General features: G+C 53.1%; 19 protein-coding genes. 11 read left to right on the top strand and 8 right to left on the bottom strand.

What is annotated here, in order from left to right; all coding sequences use genetic code 11:
• Positions 1 to 245 precede the first annotated feature (245 nt).
• On the top strand, positions 246 to 680 hold the full coding sequence (locus tag ABIE61_RS16305) for a flagellar protein FlhE (protein WP_354411412.1): 435 nt from the start codon (positions 246 to 248) through the stop codon (positions 678 to 680).
• A 151-nt stretch (positions 681 to 831) separates the two neighbouring features.
• Here ABIE61_RS16305 and ABIE61_RS16300 read toward each other — a convergent pair whose 3' ends face one another.
• The 8 genes from ABIE61_RS16300 to ABIE61_RS16265 all read right to left on the bottom strand — a co-directional run bounded on the left by ABIE61_RS16300 (position 832) and on the right by ABIE61_RS16265 (position 8,042).
• Entirely contained in the window at positions 832 to 1,401 is a 570-nt protein-coding gene (locus ABIE61_RS16300) for a hypothetical protein (RefSeq protein ID WP_354411409.1), read from the bottom strand.
• Positions 1,402 to 1,682: 281 nt separating this feature from the next.
• Entirely contained in the window at positions 1,683 to 2,234 is a 552-nt protein-coding gene (locus tag ABIE61_RS16295; RefSeq protein ID WP_354411406.1) for a hypothetical protein, read from the bottom strand.
• Between the two features lie 70 nt (positions 2,235 to 2,304).
• Positions 2,305 to 2,733 carry a flagellar protein FlhE gene (locus tag ABIE61_RS16290; protein ID WP_354411405.1) on the bottom strand — a complete coding sequence of 143 codons (429 nt, stop codon included), beginning with the start codon at positions 2,731 to 2,733 and terminating at the stop codon, positions 2,305 to 2,307.
• A 128-nt stretch (positions 2,734 to 2,861) separates the two neighbouring features.
• Positions 2,862 to 3,176 (bottom strand): hypothetical protein, encoded by a 315-nt coding sequence (locus ABIE61_RS16285; protein ID WP_354411402.1) that lies wholly within the window; start codon positions 3,174 to 3,176, stop codon positions 2,862 to 2,864.
• A gap of 72 nt (positions 3,177 to 3,248) precedes the next feature.
• Complete coding sequence (locus ABIE61_RS16280; protein WP_354411399.1) at positions 3,249 to 4,619, bottom strand: efflux RND transporter periplasmic adaptor subunit; 1,371 nt, start codon at positions 4,617 to 4,619, stop codon at positions 3,249 to 3,251.
• Positions 4,603 to 6,102, bottom strand: coding sequence for a TolC family protein (locus tag ABIE61_RS16275; RefSeq protein ID WP_354411398.1), 1,500 nt, complete (start codon positions 6,100 to 6,102; stop codon positions 4,603 to 4,605). The genes ABIE61_RS16280 and ABIE61_RS16275 overlap by 17 nt, the downstream gene beginning before the upstream one ends.
• Positions 6,095 to 7,324, bottom strand: a complete 1,230-nt coding sequence (locus tag ABIE61_RS16270) for an ABC transporter permease (RefSeq protein WP_354411395.1) — start codon at positions 7,322 to 7,324, stop codon at positions 6,095 to 6,097. The genes ABIE61_RS16275 and ABIE61_RS16270 overlap by 8 nt, the downstream gene beginning before the upstream one ends.
• Positions 7,314 to 8,042 carry an ABC transporter ATP-binding protein gene (locus ABIE61_RS16265; RefSeq protein ID WP_354411392.1) on the bottom strand — a complete coding sequence of 243 codons (729 nt, stop codon included), beginning with the start codon at positions 8,040 to 8,042 and terminating at the stop codon, positions 7,314 to 7,316. The genes ABIE61_RS16270 and ABIE61_RS16265 overlap by 11 nt, the downstream gene beginning before the upstream one ends.
• A 275-nt stretch (positions 8,043 to 8,317) precedes the next feature.
• Between ABIE61_RS16265 and ABIE61_RS16260 the strand changes: the two genes are divergently transcribed.
• From ABIE61_RS16260 to ABIE61_RS16215, 10 genes are all read left to right on the top strand, one after another.
• Positions 8,318 to 8,542 carry an addiction module protein gene (locus ABIE61_RS16260; RefSeq protein WP_354411389.1) on the top strand — a complete coding sequence of 75 codons (225 nt, stop codon included), beginning with the start codon at positions 8,318 to 8,320 and terminating at the stop codon, positions 8,540 to 8,542.
• A gap of 120 nt (positions 8,543 to 8,662) precedes the next feature.
• Positions 8,663 to 9,436: a class I SAM-dependent methyltransferase gene (locus ABIE61_RS16255; protein ID WP_354411387.1), complete on the top strand. Its 774-nt coding sequence runs from the start codon at positions 8,663 to 8,665 to the stop codon at positions 9,434 to 9,436.
• A gap of 68 nt (positions 9,437 to 9,504) precedes the next feature.
• Positions 9,505 to 9,723, top strand: coding sequence for a VF530 family protein (locus ABIE61_RS16250; protein WP_354411384.1), 219 nt, complete (start codon positions 9,505 to 9,507; stop codon positions 9,721 to 9,723).
• A 13-nt stretch (positions 9,724 to 9,736) separates the two neighbouring features.
• Complete coding sequence (locus ABIE61_RS16245) at positions 9,737 to 11,221, top strand: helicase HerA-like domain-containing protein (RefSeq protein ID WP_354411381.1); 1,485 nt, start codon at positions 9,737 to 9,739, stop codon at positions 11,219 to 11,221.
• Between the two features lie 53 nt (positions 11,222 to 11,274).
• On the top strand, positions 11,275 to 11,661 hold the full coding sequence (locus ABIE61_RS16240; RefSeq protein ID WP_354411379.1) for a guanyl-specific ribonuclease: 387 nt from the start codon (positions 11,275 to 11,277) through the stop codon (positions 11,659 to 11,661).
• Positions 11,654 to 12,019, top strand: coding sequence for a barstar family protein (locus tag ABIE61_RS16235; RefSeq protein WP_354411377.1), 366 nt, complete (start codon positions 11,654 to 11,656; stop codon positions 12,017 to 12,019). The genes ABIE61_RS16240 and ABIE61_RS16235 overlap by 8 nt, the downstream gene beginning before the upstream one ends.
• Positions 12,020 to 12,091: 72 nt before the next feature.
• Positions 12,092 to 14,281 (top strand): OsmC domain/YcaO domain-containing protein, encoded by a 2,190-nt coding sequence (locus tag ABIE61_RS16230; protein WP_354411375.1) that lies wholly within the window; start codon positions 12,092 to 12,094, stop codon positions 14,279 to 14,281.
• A gap of 37 nt (positions 14,282 to 14,318) precedes the next feature.
• Positions 14,319 to 15,038, top strand: a complete 720-nt coding sequence (locus tag ABIE61_RS16225; RefSeq protein WP_091827926.1) for an SIMPL domain-containing protein — start codon at positions 14,319 to 14,321, stop codon at positions 15,036 to 15,038.
• Positions 15,039 to 15,129: 91 nt separating this feature from the next.
• On the top strand, positions 15,130 to 15,939 hold the full coding sequence (locus ABIE61_RS16220; RefSeq protein ID WP_254775069.1) for a response regulator: 810 nt from the start codon (positions 15,130 to 15,132) through the stop codon (positions 15,937 to 15,939).
• A gap of 3 nt (positions 15,940 to 15,942) precedes the next feature.
• Complete coding sequence (locus ABIE61_RS16215) at positions 15,943 to 16,629, top strand: hypothetical protein (protein WP_354411371.1); 687 nt, start codon at positions 15,943 to 15,945, stop codon at positions 16,627 to 16,629.
• Positions 16,630 to 16,646: the final 17 nt, after the last annotated feature.

Genomic DNA, 16,646 nt, shown 5'->3' with positions numbered 1-16,646 from the left:
GGTGAATCGAGAATGGCGTCCATATTACCGCCGCAGGCCGCGTGGTTACAGGTGTGTGGAGATGCGAAGCTGAGTTTTAAGTCACGGAATCAGGTATATGGCATACTCAGCGCTGCACATGGAGGAACTGTGTGCATATAAATGGTGAAGTTTGTCGGTAGGGTTTCGATGTACGGCATTGTTCGTCGATGTTGTATCTGTCTACGCTTCCTAAGCTAATCCATCTTTGATACAAGGAGTGTCAAATGAGCTTCAAGAAATTGGCTTTCTCAAGCGCTTTCGCATTAGCTGCCTCCCTCATGATTGCACAGAGTGCTAGCGCCGCATCTGCTTCATACAGTACTCAAGCTGTTGCACCGTCGATTTACTATAAAAATGACTGGCAAAGCGTAGCTTATCCAGTATTAGGCAGCCCTCCAAGTAATGCGAAAGTGACCCAAGTAAGTTACACTTGGAGCTATACTTATCCACGGCCTACAGGCCTTTTAGTCTATTTATGCAATAATATTGGCACAGTCTGCTGGAATGTGACTAATTATGCGTCGGGCACAGTCAATTTTACAGGATATGACGTGCCTGCAAACCAGTCGTTGAGGCTTTATGCAAAAGTAGAAGGTACAGGCACGATGGCACCATTGTATGGTGGTACTACCACTGTTTCCGTAAATTACACATACTAGTCAACATTACTCCATCGGCAGTTCCTGTTGGAAAGCGATGAGAAACTATTCAGTACTCATCAGAAAAATACAGATCTAAAACTCTATCGGTTTGATAGTCAAAAAAGTGGGTTATTATTTAGATAACCCACTATTTAAAATTTTTATTTTTCTATTTAAAGAAGTAGCCATCGCCTGTTGCTTCACGATAAATATCACTAGAATTTCTATTGGTAAAATCTATCATCTTAGCTAGTATTTCTGAAGGATCTGTACCCATTGCCTTTTCTGATTTATATAGTGCTAGACGTTGCGCATCAAGAATTTTGGCTTCTTTCTCAAAAGCCTCTTTAAACTCGGTAAATGACTCATCAACGATTCTACCAGTAGTGGATAGTTTTATAGGACCATCATTATTAACGCTTTCACTTATATCATAGGCGATCATACTTCTAGAATAAGCCATTAAGTTAGCAGACTTCTCAGCAAATTCAGGATTTGACTTAGCCTCGTTTATCATTCTTTCTTGCCCAGGTGTTCTTTTAGGGTGTATGGCAGACTCTGGTATCTGATCAAAGCTCGTAGCAGCTAACGCCTTACCCTTATTGGATAATGTAACTTGCTCCCCAGCACTGGACGATTTAGTTTGCTTATCCGGCAAGATGTTGCCTCCTGTCTGAAGTTCTGAGGGCTGTTGAATTTTGTTGTAAGTCAATAGGTTATGGCTAGATTGAATGATCATGCTGCTCTCCTTGCTTTTGATGTTACTTTTCATAGCAGATTACGTGCCAATAATGTGATATGGAATTTTATTAACCCGGCGGCAGTTTCTGTCGGCAAGAAGCCAGGAACCATGCGGCCTCCAGCCTGATTTTACAGACCTAAATTGCCACCGGTTTAATATCATGTATCCCCTTTAGCGGCATATCGACACTGCCGCTTTCCTGAATTCCCGGGTACTTCCATAAATCAATGGGTTATAGCTAGAACCAACAATCATGATGCTGGTGCTCCTGTACCAATTTAATACTTGTAGGATGATCTGTACCAATTCAATACCTGTAAATAGTCTTCTGGCTGAGTTGCCATATACTCATGGATTTTCTTAAATATATCTGCGGCAGAACTTCCCATCGCTGATTCTGAATTGAAGATTTGCGTAGTTTTCTCAGTTATCGACTGAGTTAGTGCATTGAATCGCGCTTCACTTTCCTTGGTTACCGGTTGTCCAGTGGCCAAGTAGTGCGGAGTTCCACCAAAATTTTCCGGAATAGAAACTAGAGGTCCGCCCGGAATTGTTGCCATCATTTTAACATCATCCATCGCTTCCTGTTGGTCTGGATTATTGCTTAAGCGATTGATTACCTCCTGCACCCAGCCCGGCAATTCGTTTGATGCTGCTTGTTTGGCCTCGTCGGATATCGTAACTTCAGCGACTCTACTGGATGTAGAGTTCACTGCATCGTTCAATATGCTAGAGAAACGCGAATCCTCTTGTTTATCGTGGCTCTGCTTAGAACTGTTCTGATAATTATTGATGGTGTTTGAATAATTACCAATTGAAATGTTGCTCATAGGAATTACTCCTTTTTTGTCGGGGGATTAAATAGCTGGATCGCTTTAAAAGAGATCCAGCTGAGTTAACTTAATAGTTATAGTTAACAATTACCTGATCTGTTCCGCCATATACAGGAGCAAAGCTTGAGCTGCTCCCAATCCCGTAAATCAGAAAGAACTTAGTTGCTGCGGATCTGCCTCTGAAAGCCTCTGAAGAGCCACTAGATAATGTGCTTACGTTAATGCATGCACTGGTTGTTCCGTGGCATAGCCAAGCGACCCAAGTTCCGCCCGGCGGAATTGAGCGTGATGCATATTGCCAGCTAACGCTTGTTACAGAGGAATCTGACGGCGGATTACCTAACACATCAAAATTAGTTTGATACCAAGTATTAGGTGAGTAGATCGCCGCACCAGGTGAGGAGTCGACATACGAGGCTGAGCTCGCATAGGACACACTGCTGAGTGCACTAAACAGTAGGGCGGCGCAAAGTTTCAGAAAGTTCAATTTTTTCATTTTCAAACTCCATTTTTGGGCAGTCATCATATTTGTTATCAGGCCAGATGACTGAAATATCCCATGGTGGTGTAGGCCTGATTCTTTTCGACCTACCCCTTACCCGTCACTCCGATGACGTATTAGTATTAAGGGGAAAGCAGGAAGTGTGCCAGATCCATGCTCATACTGCCGGTAATAGTCAGTAGACAGGCGAATGCCCATAAAGTCCTTGTTTTTAGTACTTGGTGGTGTTTTTCTGAAATGGTTATTTGACTAAAAAGATTGTGGGCCTGTGGCAAGAAGTTGCCGTCCATGACAATTTTTGCCGGGAAATCATTAAGGCGATAACCGGTAGGTATTCTCTGGCGGGTTGTAAAGGCAGGAATAGATTCAGAAGACGATATTTTATCGACGATAGATCGTCTTTTGGTCCACAGTTGGGCGTAGACAATGCAATCCATGCAAGTTCCTTCCCTGTGCTCGCTCTATAAATAACGTTCCATAGAGAGAGCTAATGTAAGACTAAGTCTCGTCTATTGATTGTGTTTCAACCCAAATGGCTTCAATGCACCTAGTGTTGAAGTTTCTTCCTTTCTAGCATCAACATGATTTTTATTCAAGATGGCCGTCTGTATTTCTACGTAGCCAGATTCTATCCCGAAAACCTCCACACCTCCCGGCATAGCCCGTCCAGTGGTAACGGTGACACGTGTCGGCGGCTGTGACATATCGCTGCGATAGATAACGAATGTTTGACCCGAGTGATCTTGATGTAAAGCCTCTCCAGGAAGGACCAGTCCGTTCTCGGCGTGATAGGTCACAATAGCGAGCCTTGCGCTCATCCCCAGTCGTATTCGCTGTTGTTGCTCTTTCGTAAGAGGGTCGATGTTTACGGAGACTTCATATGTACTGCCGCCACCATATCGTTCGGTGGATAGGGTATTGGCCCCAATGCTTCCAACGACGCCTTGTAGGGTAATACCACTGAATCCGTCTCCGGATATTTGCACCGGCATGTTTTCTCGCAGCAGGTGCAGATCGGCTTCTTCCACACGGGTAACGGCCTTAATGCGCTCCATGCTCACCAGCTCAAATAGCGGCATTCCCCGAGTAGCCTGTATCCCCTGTAGCGGCATATCGGCACTGCCGCCTTCCTGCTTTCGTGGGCGCAGTACAATACCGGAAAATGGAGCATGAAGTTCATGCTCTTCACGCTGCTCCTGTAAAACCTTAAGCTTGGCTTGTGCGTTGGTCAGCTCCATCTCGGCTATCCGACGGTTTGTACCTTCACCCTTGTCGAGGGCTGCTTTCAGCTCCGTCTGGGCTCCGTCCAGATCAAGCTGATATGATCTGGCCTGCTCTTCCAAAGTATCCACTTCCATGCGTGCTACGATGCCCCGTTCGAACAGCCTCTGGGTGTCGGCGAGCTTGCTGCGGGTGTTGTTCAGTTTTAATTGAGCGTTGGTCACCGCCCGGCGTGCACGCGTTACCTCCTCACTTTGTGACCAATCCCGCATCTCTTGCACGGTATGCTGGGCTTTTAATTGATCGGCCATTGCCTCACGAAGCTGAATGTCCAATTGTGTTGTGTCGAGTGTCAGTAGCAGTTGTCCACGCTCGACTCTCTGACCTTCGAACACTTCTATTTTTTGTATCAAGCCTTCGAACGGTGCCGTCACGGTCGTGCGACTTGCGGCCTCGATACGTCCAACCAGGCCCAGGGTGTTTTCCAGGGTTTGCGGCTGCACATACAGCCATTGATTGTCAGGCGTATTAGCTGAGCTGTCGTTATGGGCAAAGAGGTAAACGGCTATCAGAGTCAGCGCTCCCAGACATCCTCCCAATAACCAGAGGCCGCCGTTGCGCAAATGCGGGAGTACGGAATACTTAGTCTTTAAGATCAATGTCCCAGCTCTCCAGGGTAGTGCCCAATGTCTGGTCAAGGTCGGCCTGAGCGTTCAGGTAGGCGATCAGCGCATTGAGACGGGCGCTTTCGGCACTGCGTAAATCCGCTTCGAAACTCAGAACCTGAAAGTTGCTGGAACGACCTGCTTGGAGTTTTTCGCGCTCGATCTCCAGTTTCCGGCGCGACAGATCACGTGCCCGCTGAGCAATGATGTATTGTCGCCAGCGGGTGCCAAGATTGCGTACCGCGTTTTCCACGTCACGCTCCAGTGACTGGCGCGCATCGGCCAGAAGGATCTCCTGTGTATCGACTTCGACCTGGGCATGCACTTCTGATTGACGCTGGTTTAAGCTGCCCAAGGGGATCTCAATTTGAACGCCTGCGTAGGTCTTCCAGTTGCGTGATGAGGTATCGATTGCCGAACCGGTCTGATAAGACCGATTTTGGCTGGCGCCAGCGATTAGTGAAACATCCCACAGCGTTTCATCGTGGGCAATCGTAAGATTGATCGCCGCCTGTTCCGTCGCAAGCACTTGTTTAAGGTAGGCAGGTTGTTGCTCTTTAGCGATAGCCTTGGCCCGAGCCAGGCCTATATCAACTTGAGTCGCGTTGAGAGAATCGACTGCTTTGATTGGAGTATTCAAATCCAGAGCCAAGAGCTTTAGCAATTCAAGACGGCTGGCATCGAGTTGGTTGCGGGCTTCTTCGACGGCCAACTCCTGAGTTGCAACGTCAGCTTCAGTCTGTACGACTTCAAATTCCGCCATACGCCCAGCAAGGATCATTTCGCGGTTTGCCGTTAGCAACTGCTGTGAACGCCTCAGTGCATCGCGTGCTATTCGGACTTGCTCCTGGGCACGCAACAGCTCTCGGTAAGCGGTAATGATATTGGTGATCGTGTCCGATACGGTGGCTTTGAGAGTTAAACGATTTGCCTGTTCTGTGGTCTGTGCAAGCCGTACGGGTGCCGTAGCTACCTCTCTTCCTGCGCCGCGTAACAACGGTTGTATTACTGTGAAACTTGCCCCGTCATGATCAGATTGGCCGCTGTTGTTTGTTTGCGTAAATTGTTTGGCCCACGACAGGCTGAATTGAGTACCATATTCTCCCTGCAAGGTCACCGTTGGGGATAGATTGGTTTGCCGGTACTGGTCATCCTGATTACGGTAGGCCAAATGACTACCTTTAATTGTCAATTTAGGGCTAAAGTTATCTTCCGCTACACGCAGATCGAATTTTTGAGCAACTCTCTGTAGATAAGCGCTACGGATAGAGTGGTTGTCGCGCAACCCCAGCGACACAGCTTCGTTTAGCGTAAGCGCTACTGTCTGTTCTTTCAGGGAAACACTGTTGACGGATATACCGGTCCGAGAAATTGGGGGGGACACGGGCGCTGCAGCATTTGATGTAGTACAGGAGAGCTGCATCAAGCCTGTTAGGCAGATGAGCAAGGTGCGTAGTTGCCAAATACGATTAGTCATCACGCAGAGCCTGTACGGGTTCCAGACGGGCTGCACTGCGGGCAGGGTAGAGGCCAAAGAACAGGCCGATAGCAACCGAACTGATAATGCCAAGCGGTAATGCGAGTGCAAAAAGTGAAAACTCCCATTCGGAGACCTCAACGAAGAGCCAGCCCGCGAATACGCCTATGATAGCGCCGGTCACCGCGCCCACAGAGGTGAGAACTCCGGCTTCCAGCAGAAAGAGTACGGTGATATCCCATGGCCGTGCACCTAAAGCCATGCGTACACCAATCTCCCGACGCCGTTCCGATACATTCATAATCATCAGGTTCATGATACCTATGCCACCGACCAGCAGAGAGATGCTTCCCACCCCAGCTAGCAGGTAGGAGAATGTCTGAGATTGTTTTTTAATCCCATCGAGAAGTTGTTGGGGGATCTGGACCTGAACAGAGTGGTCCGGCGCTAAGGGGGAGAGGTAGTCTTTTAGTGCAATTGCATCCTCCGGCAGCGTTTCGGTTCGTCGCCCTCTTGCGATAATGCTGTTTATTTCAGGAGTAGGGGTAATGCGTCGCATCCCTTCTATGGGGAGTACAATCGCGTCGTCCATTGGAAGAGGGATCAAAGGGTTCTGCCCTTGTTTGGCTAGGATACCCACAACTTCGAAAAGGTAGTTTCCCACCTGTATCTGGCTGCCTATTGGTTCGACCAGATTCAACTCTTTGGCCGCGTTAGCTCCAAGAACGGCATAGGTACTTTGACTATCGTAGATCGTGAGGAAGCGGCCGTTGCCGATATGTAGGTTCATTACATCCTGTAGGTCAGGAGATGTACCTACAATGCTTAAATTATGCTTTCGGCTGGCAGCATAAACATCCGTGGAATAGAGGATGGCTGGTGCTATATGAGCAATGCCTGACAACGACCGCGTTGCCGCTTTGGTATCCAGTTTCGCTGGAGCGGGGCTCATATTAACACCTGGTACCGCGGAAAAGCGGGCAACGATAATATCGCTCCCCAGCCCCCTGAACATCTTTATCGACTCATTAGCGGCATTGTGGCCGATATTCAACAGTGCCACAACGGAGGCACAACCCACTGTTATACCCACTAATGCCAGTAGTGAACGGCGTCCTAACAAACGTAGACTTGCAAGCGGCTCAGTCAGGGTGTGCCTTAGCGAAGGGCCGTAAGCAAGTGGCTTCTCCTCAGTCATGCGATACGGGTTACTACGACTCATGCAACCGACCGTCCTCGACACGAAGACAACGTTGCATCTGCTGAGCCATCCTTTCATCGTGCGTCACTACGACGAGAGTCACACCTTGTTCTCGGTTCAGAGAGAGGAGCAGGGACAAGATTTCTTTTGCGGTTCCGCTGTCGAGGTTCCCGGTGGGTTCATCGGCAAGTAGAAGTGCCGGTTTCCCGATCAGGGCTCTGGCAATGGCAACACGCTGCCTCTGTCCACCGGACAAATCTGCAGGAATATAGTGCGCCCGCTTGGCCAACCCGACTCGCTCAATCTCACGTTGTGCGGCTCTGCGAGCAGCTTGTCGTTCGTACCCCCTATAAAGAAGCGGCAGTGCTACATTATCCAGGGCGCTAAGCCGGGGGAGCAAGTTGAAGCTCTGGAAAACAAAGCCGATAGTTTGATTACGTGTGATCGCGCGAGCTTCGGGGCTAGCGTGGGTTATATCCTGTCCATCGAGTAGAATATGCCCGCTAGTAGGCTGGTCCAGCAGCCCTATAATATTGAGTAGAGTGCTCTTACCCGAACCGGAGGAACCGACGATAGCACAGCTTTGTCCTCGGGTTACTGATAGAGACACTTGGTGTAGGACAGGCTGAGGGTCGGTTCCAACATCGTAGGTACGACAGATCTCGTTGAGTTGTATCAGGCTTCTGTCGGTAGGAATAGTTAATTGGCCGTTCTCTTCGTTAAACACAGCATCATCCATAATGCGTAGTATTCTCTCTGAAAAGTGATATCAGGACGTCAGTTATAGCACATTCACCTCTGTGATGTTGATAGCCAGCGATAGATAAACAAAACAGGTTATGCCGAAGTTAGGTAAGCTGTGATTAAGTCCACATCATGATGCATTCGTGGTCGTCAGCAGCATCAGGGAGGTGCGTATTGGAGCAGCTGCTCGGGCTTGAAGAGAACCAACCTCGTCGCAGCGTGCATCTTTCCGTGCCAGAATGATCAGCATATGAACGAGAGGTTCCATTCATGAATTTCCAGCAAATTGAAGATGAAGCACTGCATCTTCCAAAAGAAAAGAGAGCTCGGCTGATTCACCGGCTGGTATTGAGCCTGGACACACCTACTGAGGAAGAGCTGCGTTCTGACTGGTTGCATGAAGCTCAGCGTCGGGCAGAAGAGCTTGATGATGGCGCTGTGCAGGCTGTACCAAGTGAAGAGGTTATGAGAAAGGCCCGAGCGCTGACCAAATGAGCTATTACTTTCACCCGGCAGCGGAAGCCGAGTTCCTGGAGTCGGTCGGTTACAACGACGACTGGATTGCGGTCTGTGACCATGTGCCGTTGACCTTGAGCATCAATGAGAGCTGACAGCATGACCCAAGATACCCCCTCCATCCATGACTTCGATTTCAGTCTGATCTGTGAATATTTCGCGGCACTGGAGCGGCAAGGGCCGGGAAGTCCCGAAGTGACGCTCAAGGCGCTGAGTTTCACTGACGGGCTGACACTTGACTCACGCATTGCCGATATCGGCTGTGGTACGGGCGGGCAGACGCGGGTACTGGCGCAGCAAGCGCCTGGGCAGATTACCGGGCTGGATCTGTTTCCCGATTTTATCCACAGGTTCAACGCCAGGGCTCAGGCTGAAGGGCTGGCGGATCGCGTACGAGGTGTGGTCGGGTCAATGGAGGCGTTGCCTTTTGCCGATGAAGAGCTGGACCTGATCTGGTCTGAAGGGGCGATCTACAATATCGGCTTTGAACGTGGCCTGCGCGAGTGGCGCCGTTTTTTGAAGCCGGACGGGTATCTGGTTGTATCAGAGGCGTGCTGGTTTACCGAGCAGCGACCGGACGAGATCGAGCGCTTCTGGGTCGATGCCTATCCCGAAATCGATACCCTCGCCAACAAGCCCAGGCAGGTTCAGCAGGCCGGTTATCTGCCGGTAAGCATGTTTATCCTGCCGGAAACATGCTGGACCGATCACTTTTACACGCCGCAGGTATCACATCAGCAGCAGTTCCTGCAGCATGCAGGGAATGCCGCAGCGGCCAGTCTGGTCGCCGAACAGCGGCGTGAAGCCGAGCTGTACGATCGCTACAAGGCGTATTACGGCTATGCCTTTTTCATCGCGAAAAAGGTGGCTTGACCCATTTTGGGTTAGGCTATGTCTGTACCGTGTTCCTGTTTTCATAATCATCCTGAGACGATCCACCGATGAGCCAAACACAGCCCAACAATCCACTGCACGGCCTGACCCTTGAAAAGACCCTGACGCGCCTGGTCGAGCATTATGGCTGGGAAGGGTTGTATGACGAGGTTCGGGTGAATTGCTTCTGTAACGAGCCGTCCATCAAGTCGTCGCTCAAGTTTCTGCGTCGCACGCAATGGGCACGGGACAAGGTGGAAGCCTTGTATATCAATACGTTCTGCTGAAGGCGGATATCACATGAACACCATACTGATCGGCAAGGGTGAGCAACCGGTACGGTTGCTGGGCCATTACGGCAACCGACATGGCTTGATTGCGGGGGCCACCGGTACCGGTAAAACGGTATCGCTCATGGTGCTGGCCGAAGGCTTTTCACGCATGGGAGTGCCGGTGTTCATGGCGGATGTGAAAGGCGATGTGTCGGGCCTTGCCATGGCCGGTCAGCCTGGCGACAAGCTGATGCAACGTGCCGCCAAAATCGGTATGGAAGGGTTTGCCACTGAGGCGAGCCCGGTGCTGTTCTGGGATCTGTACGGCCAGGCCGGGCACCCGGTGCGCACCACCATCAGCGAGATCGGACCCACACTGCTGAGTCGCATCCTTGAGCTGAATGATACCCAGGCCGGTATTCTTGAGGTGGCCTTCAAGCTGGCCGATGATCAGGGCCTGTTGCTGCTCGACCTTGACGATCTGCGCGCCCTGCTGGGCTTTGTGGCAGACAATCGCAAGGACATATCGGCTCAGTACGGGTTGGTCAGTGCCCAGTCCATTGCCGCCATTCAGCGCAGCCTGCTGTCACTGGAGCGCGAGGGCGGTACCGCCTTCCTGGGCGAGCCGGCGCTTGAGATCATGGATCTGATGCGCACGGATATGAGCGGCCGTGGCGTGATCAGCATCCTCATGGCGAACCGGCTCATGCTGAAACCGCGCCTGTATTCCACCTTCCTGTTGTGGCTGCTGTCAGAGCTGTTCGAAAACCTGCCCGAGGTGGGGGATCTTGAGCGGCCCAAAATGGTGTTCTTCTTTGATGAGTCCCACCTGCTGTTTGATGACGCTCCGGCGGCGCTACGGCAGAAGGTGGAACAGGTGGTGCGGATGATTCGCTCCAAGGGCGTCGGCATCTATTTCTGCTCACAATCACCCGATGACATACCGAACGAGATTCTGGGTCAGCTGGGCAACCGTATCCAGCACGCGCTGCGGGCCTACACGCCGCGTGATCAGAAAGCGGTGAAAACCGCTGCCGAAACCTTTGTGGCCAACCCTGGGCTGAACGTGGAGGAGGTAATTTCACAGCTGGCCGTGGGCGAAGCGCTTGTTTCCACCCTACAAGAGGGTGGTGTGCCCATGCCGGTCGAGCGCACACTCATCTGTCCGCCGCGCTGTCGCATGGGCGCCCTCACCGCGGAAGAGCATGCCGCCGTGCTGGCGCGCAGCCCGGTCGCGCAAAAATACGATACGCCGGTCAACCGCGAGTCGGCCTATGAAATTCTGGCCCAGCGTGCGGCTGAAAGCTCAGCGGTTAAGGAGACCGCCAAGCCGGAACAGGATGAAGCATCCGAATCCAAGGGGGTGGTCAGCGACCTCCTCTGGGGCAACAAGCGGCGTCAGGGGCTGGTTGAAACCATGGCCAAGCAGGCGGCACGTACGGTCGGGAATCAGCTGGGCCGCAAGATCCTGCGCGGTCTGTTGGGCGGACTGTTGGGTGGCAAGGGACGTTAACGGACAGATTAGCAGGCCCGCGACCAGTGGCAGTGGGCTCAGGGAGTAATGCCATGAAAAAAATCCTGCTCGCACTGGTTGTCGTATTTGGCCTGTTCCAGTTACAGGGTGGTCACCTTGATGGACTGCTGGGCAGTGCCCCCGCGACAGGACAGTCCCATCTTTCTGCGCAAGAGCAGGAACTGTACAACACGCTTGAGCGGATTCGCCAGAACGGCCCTTATCCCTATCAGCGTGACGGTATTACCTTCGAGAACCGCGAACGATTATTGCCGATCAAGCCAAGGGGCTATTACCGGGAATTCACCGTAGATACACCCGGGTTGTCACACCGTGGGCCACGCCGTGTGGTAACAGGCGGAAACCCTCCTGAAGTGTTCTATTACACGGAAGATCACTATCGTTCCTTCCGGCGTATTCAGGGGCGCCAGAATGACTGAAAAGCCTGCTCCCATCATCTGGCAACACAGTGCGCAGCCCGACCCGCAGGCCATCCCGCTGGATGAAAATGGTTGCCTGAACAAGGCTTCAATCCTGAACCGTCTTAAAGCCGCATTTCAGTTTCCGGATTACTTCGGTGAGAACTGGGATGCCGCCTATGATGTGCTGCTGGATCATGTCGACCAATTGGAGGCTGAAACCGTGTGGCGGTTTTCAATTGGTCGTGACACCAAGGTGAATGAGCCGGAGCTGGCGGTGTGGGTTCAGCTGATGACGGATCTGTGTGCCTACGCCGATGCACAAGGGCTGACGTTACAGGTGCTGATCCAGCAGCCTGCGGCAACATTCAAAACATAAAACCTGACTATCGTGTCTTAAAACCGGATAATACGGCTCAAGTTAAGCATTCACCCATCCGGTACCCCGCTCATGGAAATCAAGGTCAACTATCTCGACAATCTCCGGCTTGAAGCCAAATTCGACGACTTCACGGTGATCGCCGATCAGCCGATCCGTTACAAGGGGGATGGCTCGGCGCCCGGTCCGTTTGACTATTTCCTGGCATCCTCGGCGCTGTGTGCGGCCTATTTCGTCAAGGTGTACTGCAACGCGCGTGATATTTCCACCGAGAATATCCGCCTGTCACAGAACAACATTGTTGATCCTGAAGACCGCTACAACCAGATCTTCAAAATTCAGGTGGAGCTGCCGGAGGATATTTCCGACAAGGATCGGCAGGGCATTCTGCGCTCCATCGACCGTTGCACCGTGAAGAAGGTGGTGCAGACCGGCCCCACGTTTGAAATCGAGGTTGTGGATAACCTGGATGAAGACGCGCAGGCGCTGCTGCTGGCCAAGCCCGAAGGCGAAGGTGCCACCTGGATCGAGGGCAAGGATCTGCCGCTGGAGCAGACCATCGCCAACATGACGCAGATTCTGGCGGATCTGGGTATGAAGATCGAGATCGCCTCCTGGCGCAATATCGTGCCCCATGTCTGGTCGCTGCATATTCGTGACGCAGCGTCCCCCATGTGCTTCACCAACGGCAAGGGTGCCACTAAGGAGAGCGCGCTGGCGTCGGCGCTGGGTGAGTTCATTGAGCGACTCAACTGCAACTTCTTCTATAACGACCAGTTCTTTGGCGAAGAGATCGCCGATAGCGCGTTTGTGCACTATCCCAACGAGCGCTGGTTCCAGCCCGGGCCGGATGACGCATTGCCCGAGGGTATTCTGGACGATTACTGTCTGGATATTTACAACCCGGATGGCGAGCTGTTCGGCTCCAATCTGATCGATACCAACTCGGGCCGTGTGGACCGTGGCATCTGTGCGCTGCCGTTTGTGCGTCAGTCTGATGGCGAAACGGTGTACTTCCCCTCCAACCTGATCGAGAACCTCTACCTCAGCAACGGTATGAGCGCCGGCAATACGCTGGTGGAGGCACAGGTACAGTGCTTGTCAGAGATTTTCGAGCGTGCAGTGAAGCGAGAGATCATCGAGCAGGAGCTGGCGCTGCCGGATGTGCCGCTTGAAGTGCTTGAACAGTACCCCGACATTCTGGAAGGCATTCGTGCACTGGAAGAGCAGGGCTTCCCGGTGCTGGTGAAGGATGCCTCCCTCGGAGGGCAGTTCCCGGTGATGTGCGTGACCCTGATGAACCCGCGCACCGGTGGCGTGTTTGCCTCGTTCGGTGCCCATCCCAGTTTCCATGTGGCGCTGGAGCGCAGCCTGACCGAGCTGCTGCAGGGCCGCAGTTTCGAAGGTTTGAATGACTTCCAGCCGCCCACTTTTAACAGCCTGGCCGTGACCGAGCCGAACAACTTTGTCGAGCACTTCATCGACTCTTCTGGCGTAATCTCCTGGCGCTTTTTCAGTGCGAAGTCGGATTATGACTTCAACCACTGGAACTTCTCTGGCAGTAACCAGGACGAAGCCGATACCCTGTTCGGCATTCTGGCTGAGATGGGCAGGGAAGTGTACATGGCGGTGTATGAGGACTTGGGGGCGCCGGTCTGCCGCATTCTGGTACCGGGCTACTCCGAGGTCTATCCGGTGGACGATCTGGTGTGGGACAACACCAACAAGGCGCTGGACTACCGTGAAGAGATTCTCAACCTGCACCGCTTGAGTGATGATGAACTGGCGGATCTGTCCGAGCGGCTGGACGAGAGCCAGCTCGACGTCTACACCGACATTCGGACCTTGATCGGCGTGGAGTTCGACGAGAATACCGTCTGGGGTCAGCTCACCATTCTGGAACTGCAGCTGCTGATCATGCTGGCGCTGGAGCGCCATGAAGAGGCGCTGGAGCTGGTGGAGCAGTTCCTGCAGTACAACGACAATACCGTCGAGCGTGGCCTGTTTTACCGTGCCGTGCAGGCGGTGTTGGAGGTGGTGCTGGATGATGAGCTGGAGCTGGACGATTTTCTGCCCAACCTGTCCCGCATGTTCGGAGCAGAACGGATGCAGGCCGTGGTCGGCTCGGTGATGGGCGAGGTGCGTTTCCATGGCCTGACGCCCACCAGTATGAAACTGGAAGGACTGGACAGACACCTACGTCTGATCGACAGTTACAAGAAATTGCACGCCGCGCGTGCAGCAAAGGCCGGTTTGTCTTGAGGGGCGGTCGGTTTCATCAGATCTGTGGAGGTAAGGAATGCTGACAACAAATCGTTCATCGGCGTTGATTCTGGGCGTGTTTCTTCTGCTTGGGCTGTCAGCGCTGGGTGGCCTGCTGGGCAAGGCGGCGCTGGATCATAAACAGCTTGATCGCACGGTGACTGTAAAAGGGCTGTCGGAGCGAGAATATCAGGCCGATATCGTAATCTGGCCGATCCCCTTCGCTGTGGCCAGTAATGATCTGGACTCGCTGTACACCGATCTGGAGGTGAATGCGGCACAGATTCGTGATTTCCTGACCGAAAATGGCATCCAGCCGGACGAGATCAGCTATGCGCCGCCGGTGATTACCGACCGTTCGGCGCAGCAGTATGGCGGCGACAACCGTGCCGAGTTCCGCTATGTGGCCAGCCGCATGGTTACGGTCTATTCGGAGAATATCGAAGGGGTGCGGGCTGTGATGAATGAACTGCCAGAGCTAGGCAAGCGCGGCATCGTGTTGACCGGGGGTGACTATCAGTCGCAGACTGAGTACATCTTCACACGCCTCAATGAGGTCAAGCCGGAGATGATCGAAGAGGCGACCCGTAATGCACGTGAGGTGGCGCAGAAGTTCGCGGCCGACTCACAAAGCCGGCTGGGCAAGATCCGACGCGCCTCTCAGGGCCAGTTCAGCATCAGTGAGCGTGACCGAAACAATCCGCACATCAAGCAGGTACGGGTGGTGTCCACGGTCGAGTATTACCTGTCCGATTAAGTCTTTAAACAGCTGTTTTTGATCCAGCCCGGCGTCCGGGGCTTCAGTCCCGGGCCGCTTTGTGGGACAGTGTCGGCTGACAGCAGCATTGATGGAAACACAGCGTTCGATGAGCAAACTCAATATTCTGGTGGTCGATGACGCTCGCTTCATCCGCGAGCGCGTGACCTCCATGGTGCGGGAAGCCTTTCCCGACTTCAGCGTGATGGCAGTGGAAAACGGTACCGAAGCCACTCGGGCCATGCAGCAAAAACGTTTTGATCTGATTTTGTGTGACTGGGAAATGCCCGAAATGAGCGGGCTTGAGGTGCTGCAGTGGACCCGGTCGCAGGACGATTACAAACAGACCCCGTTTTTGATGGTGACCAGCCGTGGCGAGCGTGAATATGTGCTCAAGGCCATTCAGGCAGGCGTGAACGACTATCTGGGCAAGCCCTTTACCCGTGAGCAGCTGGTGCAGAAGATGGTCAAGGCGCTGGATAAGCGTCAGCAGCTCAGCCCTGAGCAGCAGGCGCGTGCGGCGGCCATGCTTGAGGCAGATAAAAAGGCTACACCTGCCGAGGCTTCGGCGCCTGCCAAAATGCGCTCCAAGCCCAAGGGGCTGGCGCAGCTGCGCAATAGCGAACAGACTTTCCGCTGCGCCATTAAGGATCTCAACCTGCGTGAAGTGAAGGTTGTGATCAAGAATGAAGGTGCGTTTCCGCAGGTACTGGAACAGGTGGTCGTGGATATCGAGCAGCTGTCAGGCGACAGCGTAGCGCGTATCAATGGCTTCATCACCTCGATACAGGCCACGGAACAGAAGCTGGATGCGGCCTATGTGGACGTGAACGTATTTTTTATGGACGATGACCCGGACAAACTGGCGCATCTGTCCAAATACATTGCCAGTGTGCGTTAAGTCATGAAACTGCGAGTTGCATTCCTGTTGGCCCTGTTGCTGGGCGGTTGTGCCGCCCCGCCGCCCCCGGTGTCTGAGCCAAGGCAACAGGAGCCGGGTGTCTCCCCATTGCCACTGTCGATCGTGCCCGTGTATGACAGCCGTGCCGAGGTACAGCTAGGGCAGGCGCTGGTGCAGCACTATCTGAGCGGCCCCTATTACCGCATTTCGGCTCCGCTGCTGCTGTCGCAGCAGTATCAGGCCCTTTATGCCGCAGACACCTCTGACCCGCAACGGATGCTGGCGCTGTTCAGCCACCCGCAGGGGCATTGGGGTTTTGTGGCCGTGAGCGTGGCGCAGGGCAGTGTAATGAACCTGTTCGAGCTGCAACATCGTAATGAAACCGGTTATGCACTGGTACTGAAGCGGGCGCGGATCTGCTTCAACACCGGCGCCGACCAGCCGCCACGCTGGCAGGGGCGCAGCTGGGTGTATGCATCACAACCGGGGAAGTTCGAGTGCACTGGCCAAACCAACGGCTCCCTGTTCCAGCTTGGCTCCGGCCTGCCTGGTGCGTTGGGGCCCTATGCCGAGTCTGGTGATACCGTGCTGTACAGTCGCGACCGCGAGTCGCTGCAGCAGATCGCCAGCCTGTTGAAGCACCAGTTCCGTCATCTTCGGGTTCCGCAGATCCGGCCCGACCCGCTTTGATCCCATTTCAGGACACA

Source organism: Marinobacterium sp. MBR-111 (assembly GCF_040547585.1).
Lineage (GTDB): Bacteria > Pseudomonadota > Gammaproteobacteria > Pseudomonadales > Balneatricaceae > Marinobacterium > Marinobacterium iners.
This window is presented reverse-complemented; position numbering and strand designations above follow the sequence as displayed.

What these genes read in the sequence shown, in the direction of transcription:
- ABIE61_RS16255 (WP_354411387.1), top strand. Translation starts at nt 8,663, where the DNA reads ATGACCCAAGATACCCCCTCCATCCATGACTTCGATTTCAGTCTGATC.
- ABIE61_RS16300 (WP_354411409.1), bottom strand. Translation starts at nt 1,401, where the DNA reads ATGATCATTCAATCTAGCCATAACCTATTGACTTACAACAAAATTCAA.
- ABIE61_RS16265 (WP_354411392.1), bottom strand. Translation starts at nt 8,042, where the DNA reads ATGGATGATGCTGTGTTTAACGAAGAGAACGGCCAATTAACTATTCCT.
- ABIE61_RS16295 (WP_354411406.1), bottom strand. Translation starts at nt 2,234, where the DNA reads ATGAGCAACATTTCAATTGGTAATTATTCAAACACCATCAATAATTAT.
- ABIE61_RS16245 (WP_354411381.1), top strand. Translation starts at nt 9,737, where the DNA reads ATGAACACCATACTGATCGGCAAGGGTGAGCAACCGGTACGGTTGCTG.
- ABIE61_RS16240 (WP_354411379.1), top strand. Translation starts at nt 11,275, where the DNA reads ATGAAAAAAATCCTGCTCGCACTGGTTGTCGTATTTGGCCTGTTCCAG.
- ABIE61_RS16270 (WP_354411395.1), bottom strand. Translation starts at nt 7,324, where the DNA reads ATGAGTCGTAGTAACCCGTATCGCATGACTGAGGAGAAGCCACTTGCT.
- ABIE61_RS16290 (WP_354411405.1), bottom strand. Translation starts at nt 2,733, where the DNA reads ATGAAAAAATTGAACTTTCTGAAACTTTGCGCCGCCCTACTGTTTAGT.
- ABIE61_RS16305 (WP_354411412.1), top strand. Translation starts at nt 246, where the DNA reads ATGAGCTTCAAGAAATTGGCTTTCTCAAGCGCTTTCGCATTAGCTGCC.
- ABIE61_RS16220 (WP_254775069.1), top strand. Translation starts at nt 15,130, where the DNA reads ATGGAAACACAGCGTTCGATGAGCAAACTCAATATTCTGGTGGTCGAT.
- ABIE61_RS16275 (WP_354411398.1), bottom strand. Translation starts at nt 6,102, where the DNA reads ATGACTAATCGTATTTGGCAACTACGCACCTTGCTCATCTGCCTAACA.
- ABIE61_RS16235 (WP_354411377.1), top strand. Translation starts at nt 11,654, where the DNA reads ATGACTGAAAAGCCTGCTCCCATCATCTGGCAACACAGTGCGCAGCCC.
- ABIE61_RS16215 (WP_354411371.1), top strand. Translation starts at nt 15,943, where the DNA reads ATGAAACTGCGAGTTGCATTCCTGTTGGCCCTGTTGCTGGGCGGTTGT.
- ABIE61_RS16250 (WP_354411384.1), top strand. Translation starts at nt 9,505, where the DNA reads ATGAGCCAAACACAGCCCAACAATCCACTGCACGGCCTGACCCTTGAA.
- ABIE61_RS16285 (WP_354411402.1), bottom strand. Translation starts at nt 3,176, where the DNA reads ATGGATTGCATTGTCTACGCCCAACTGTGGACCAAAAGACGATCTATC.
- ABIE61_RS16260 (WP_354411389.1), top strand. Translation starts at nt 8,318, where the DNA reads ATGAATTTCCAGCAAATTGAAGATGAAGCACTGCATCTTCCAAAAGAA.
- ABIE61_RS16225 (WP_091827926.1), top strand. Translation starts at nt 14,319, where the DNA reads ATGCTGACAACAAATCGTTCATCGGCGTTGATTCTGGGCGTGTTTCTT.
- ABIE61_RS16230 (WP_354411375.1), top strand. Translation starts at nt 12,092, where the DNA reads ATGGAAATCAAGGTCAACTATCTCGACAATCTCCGGCTTGAAGCCAAA.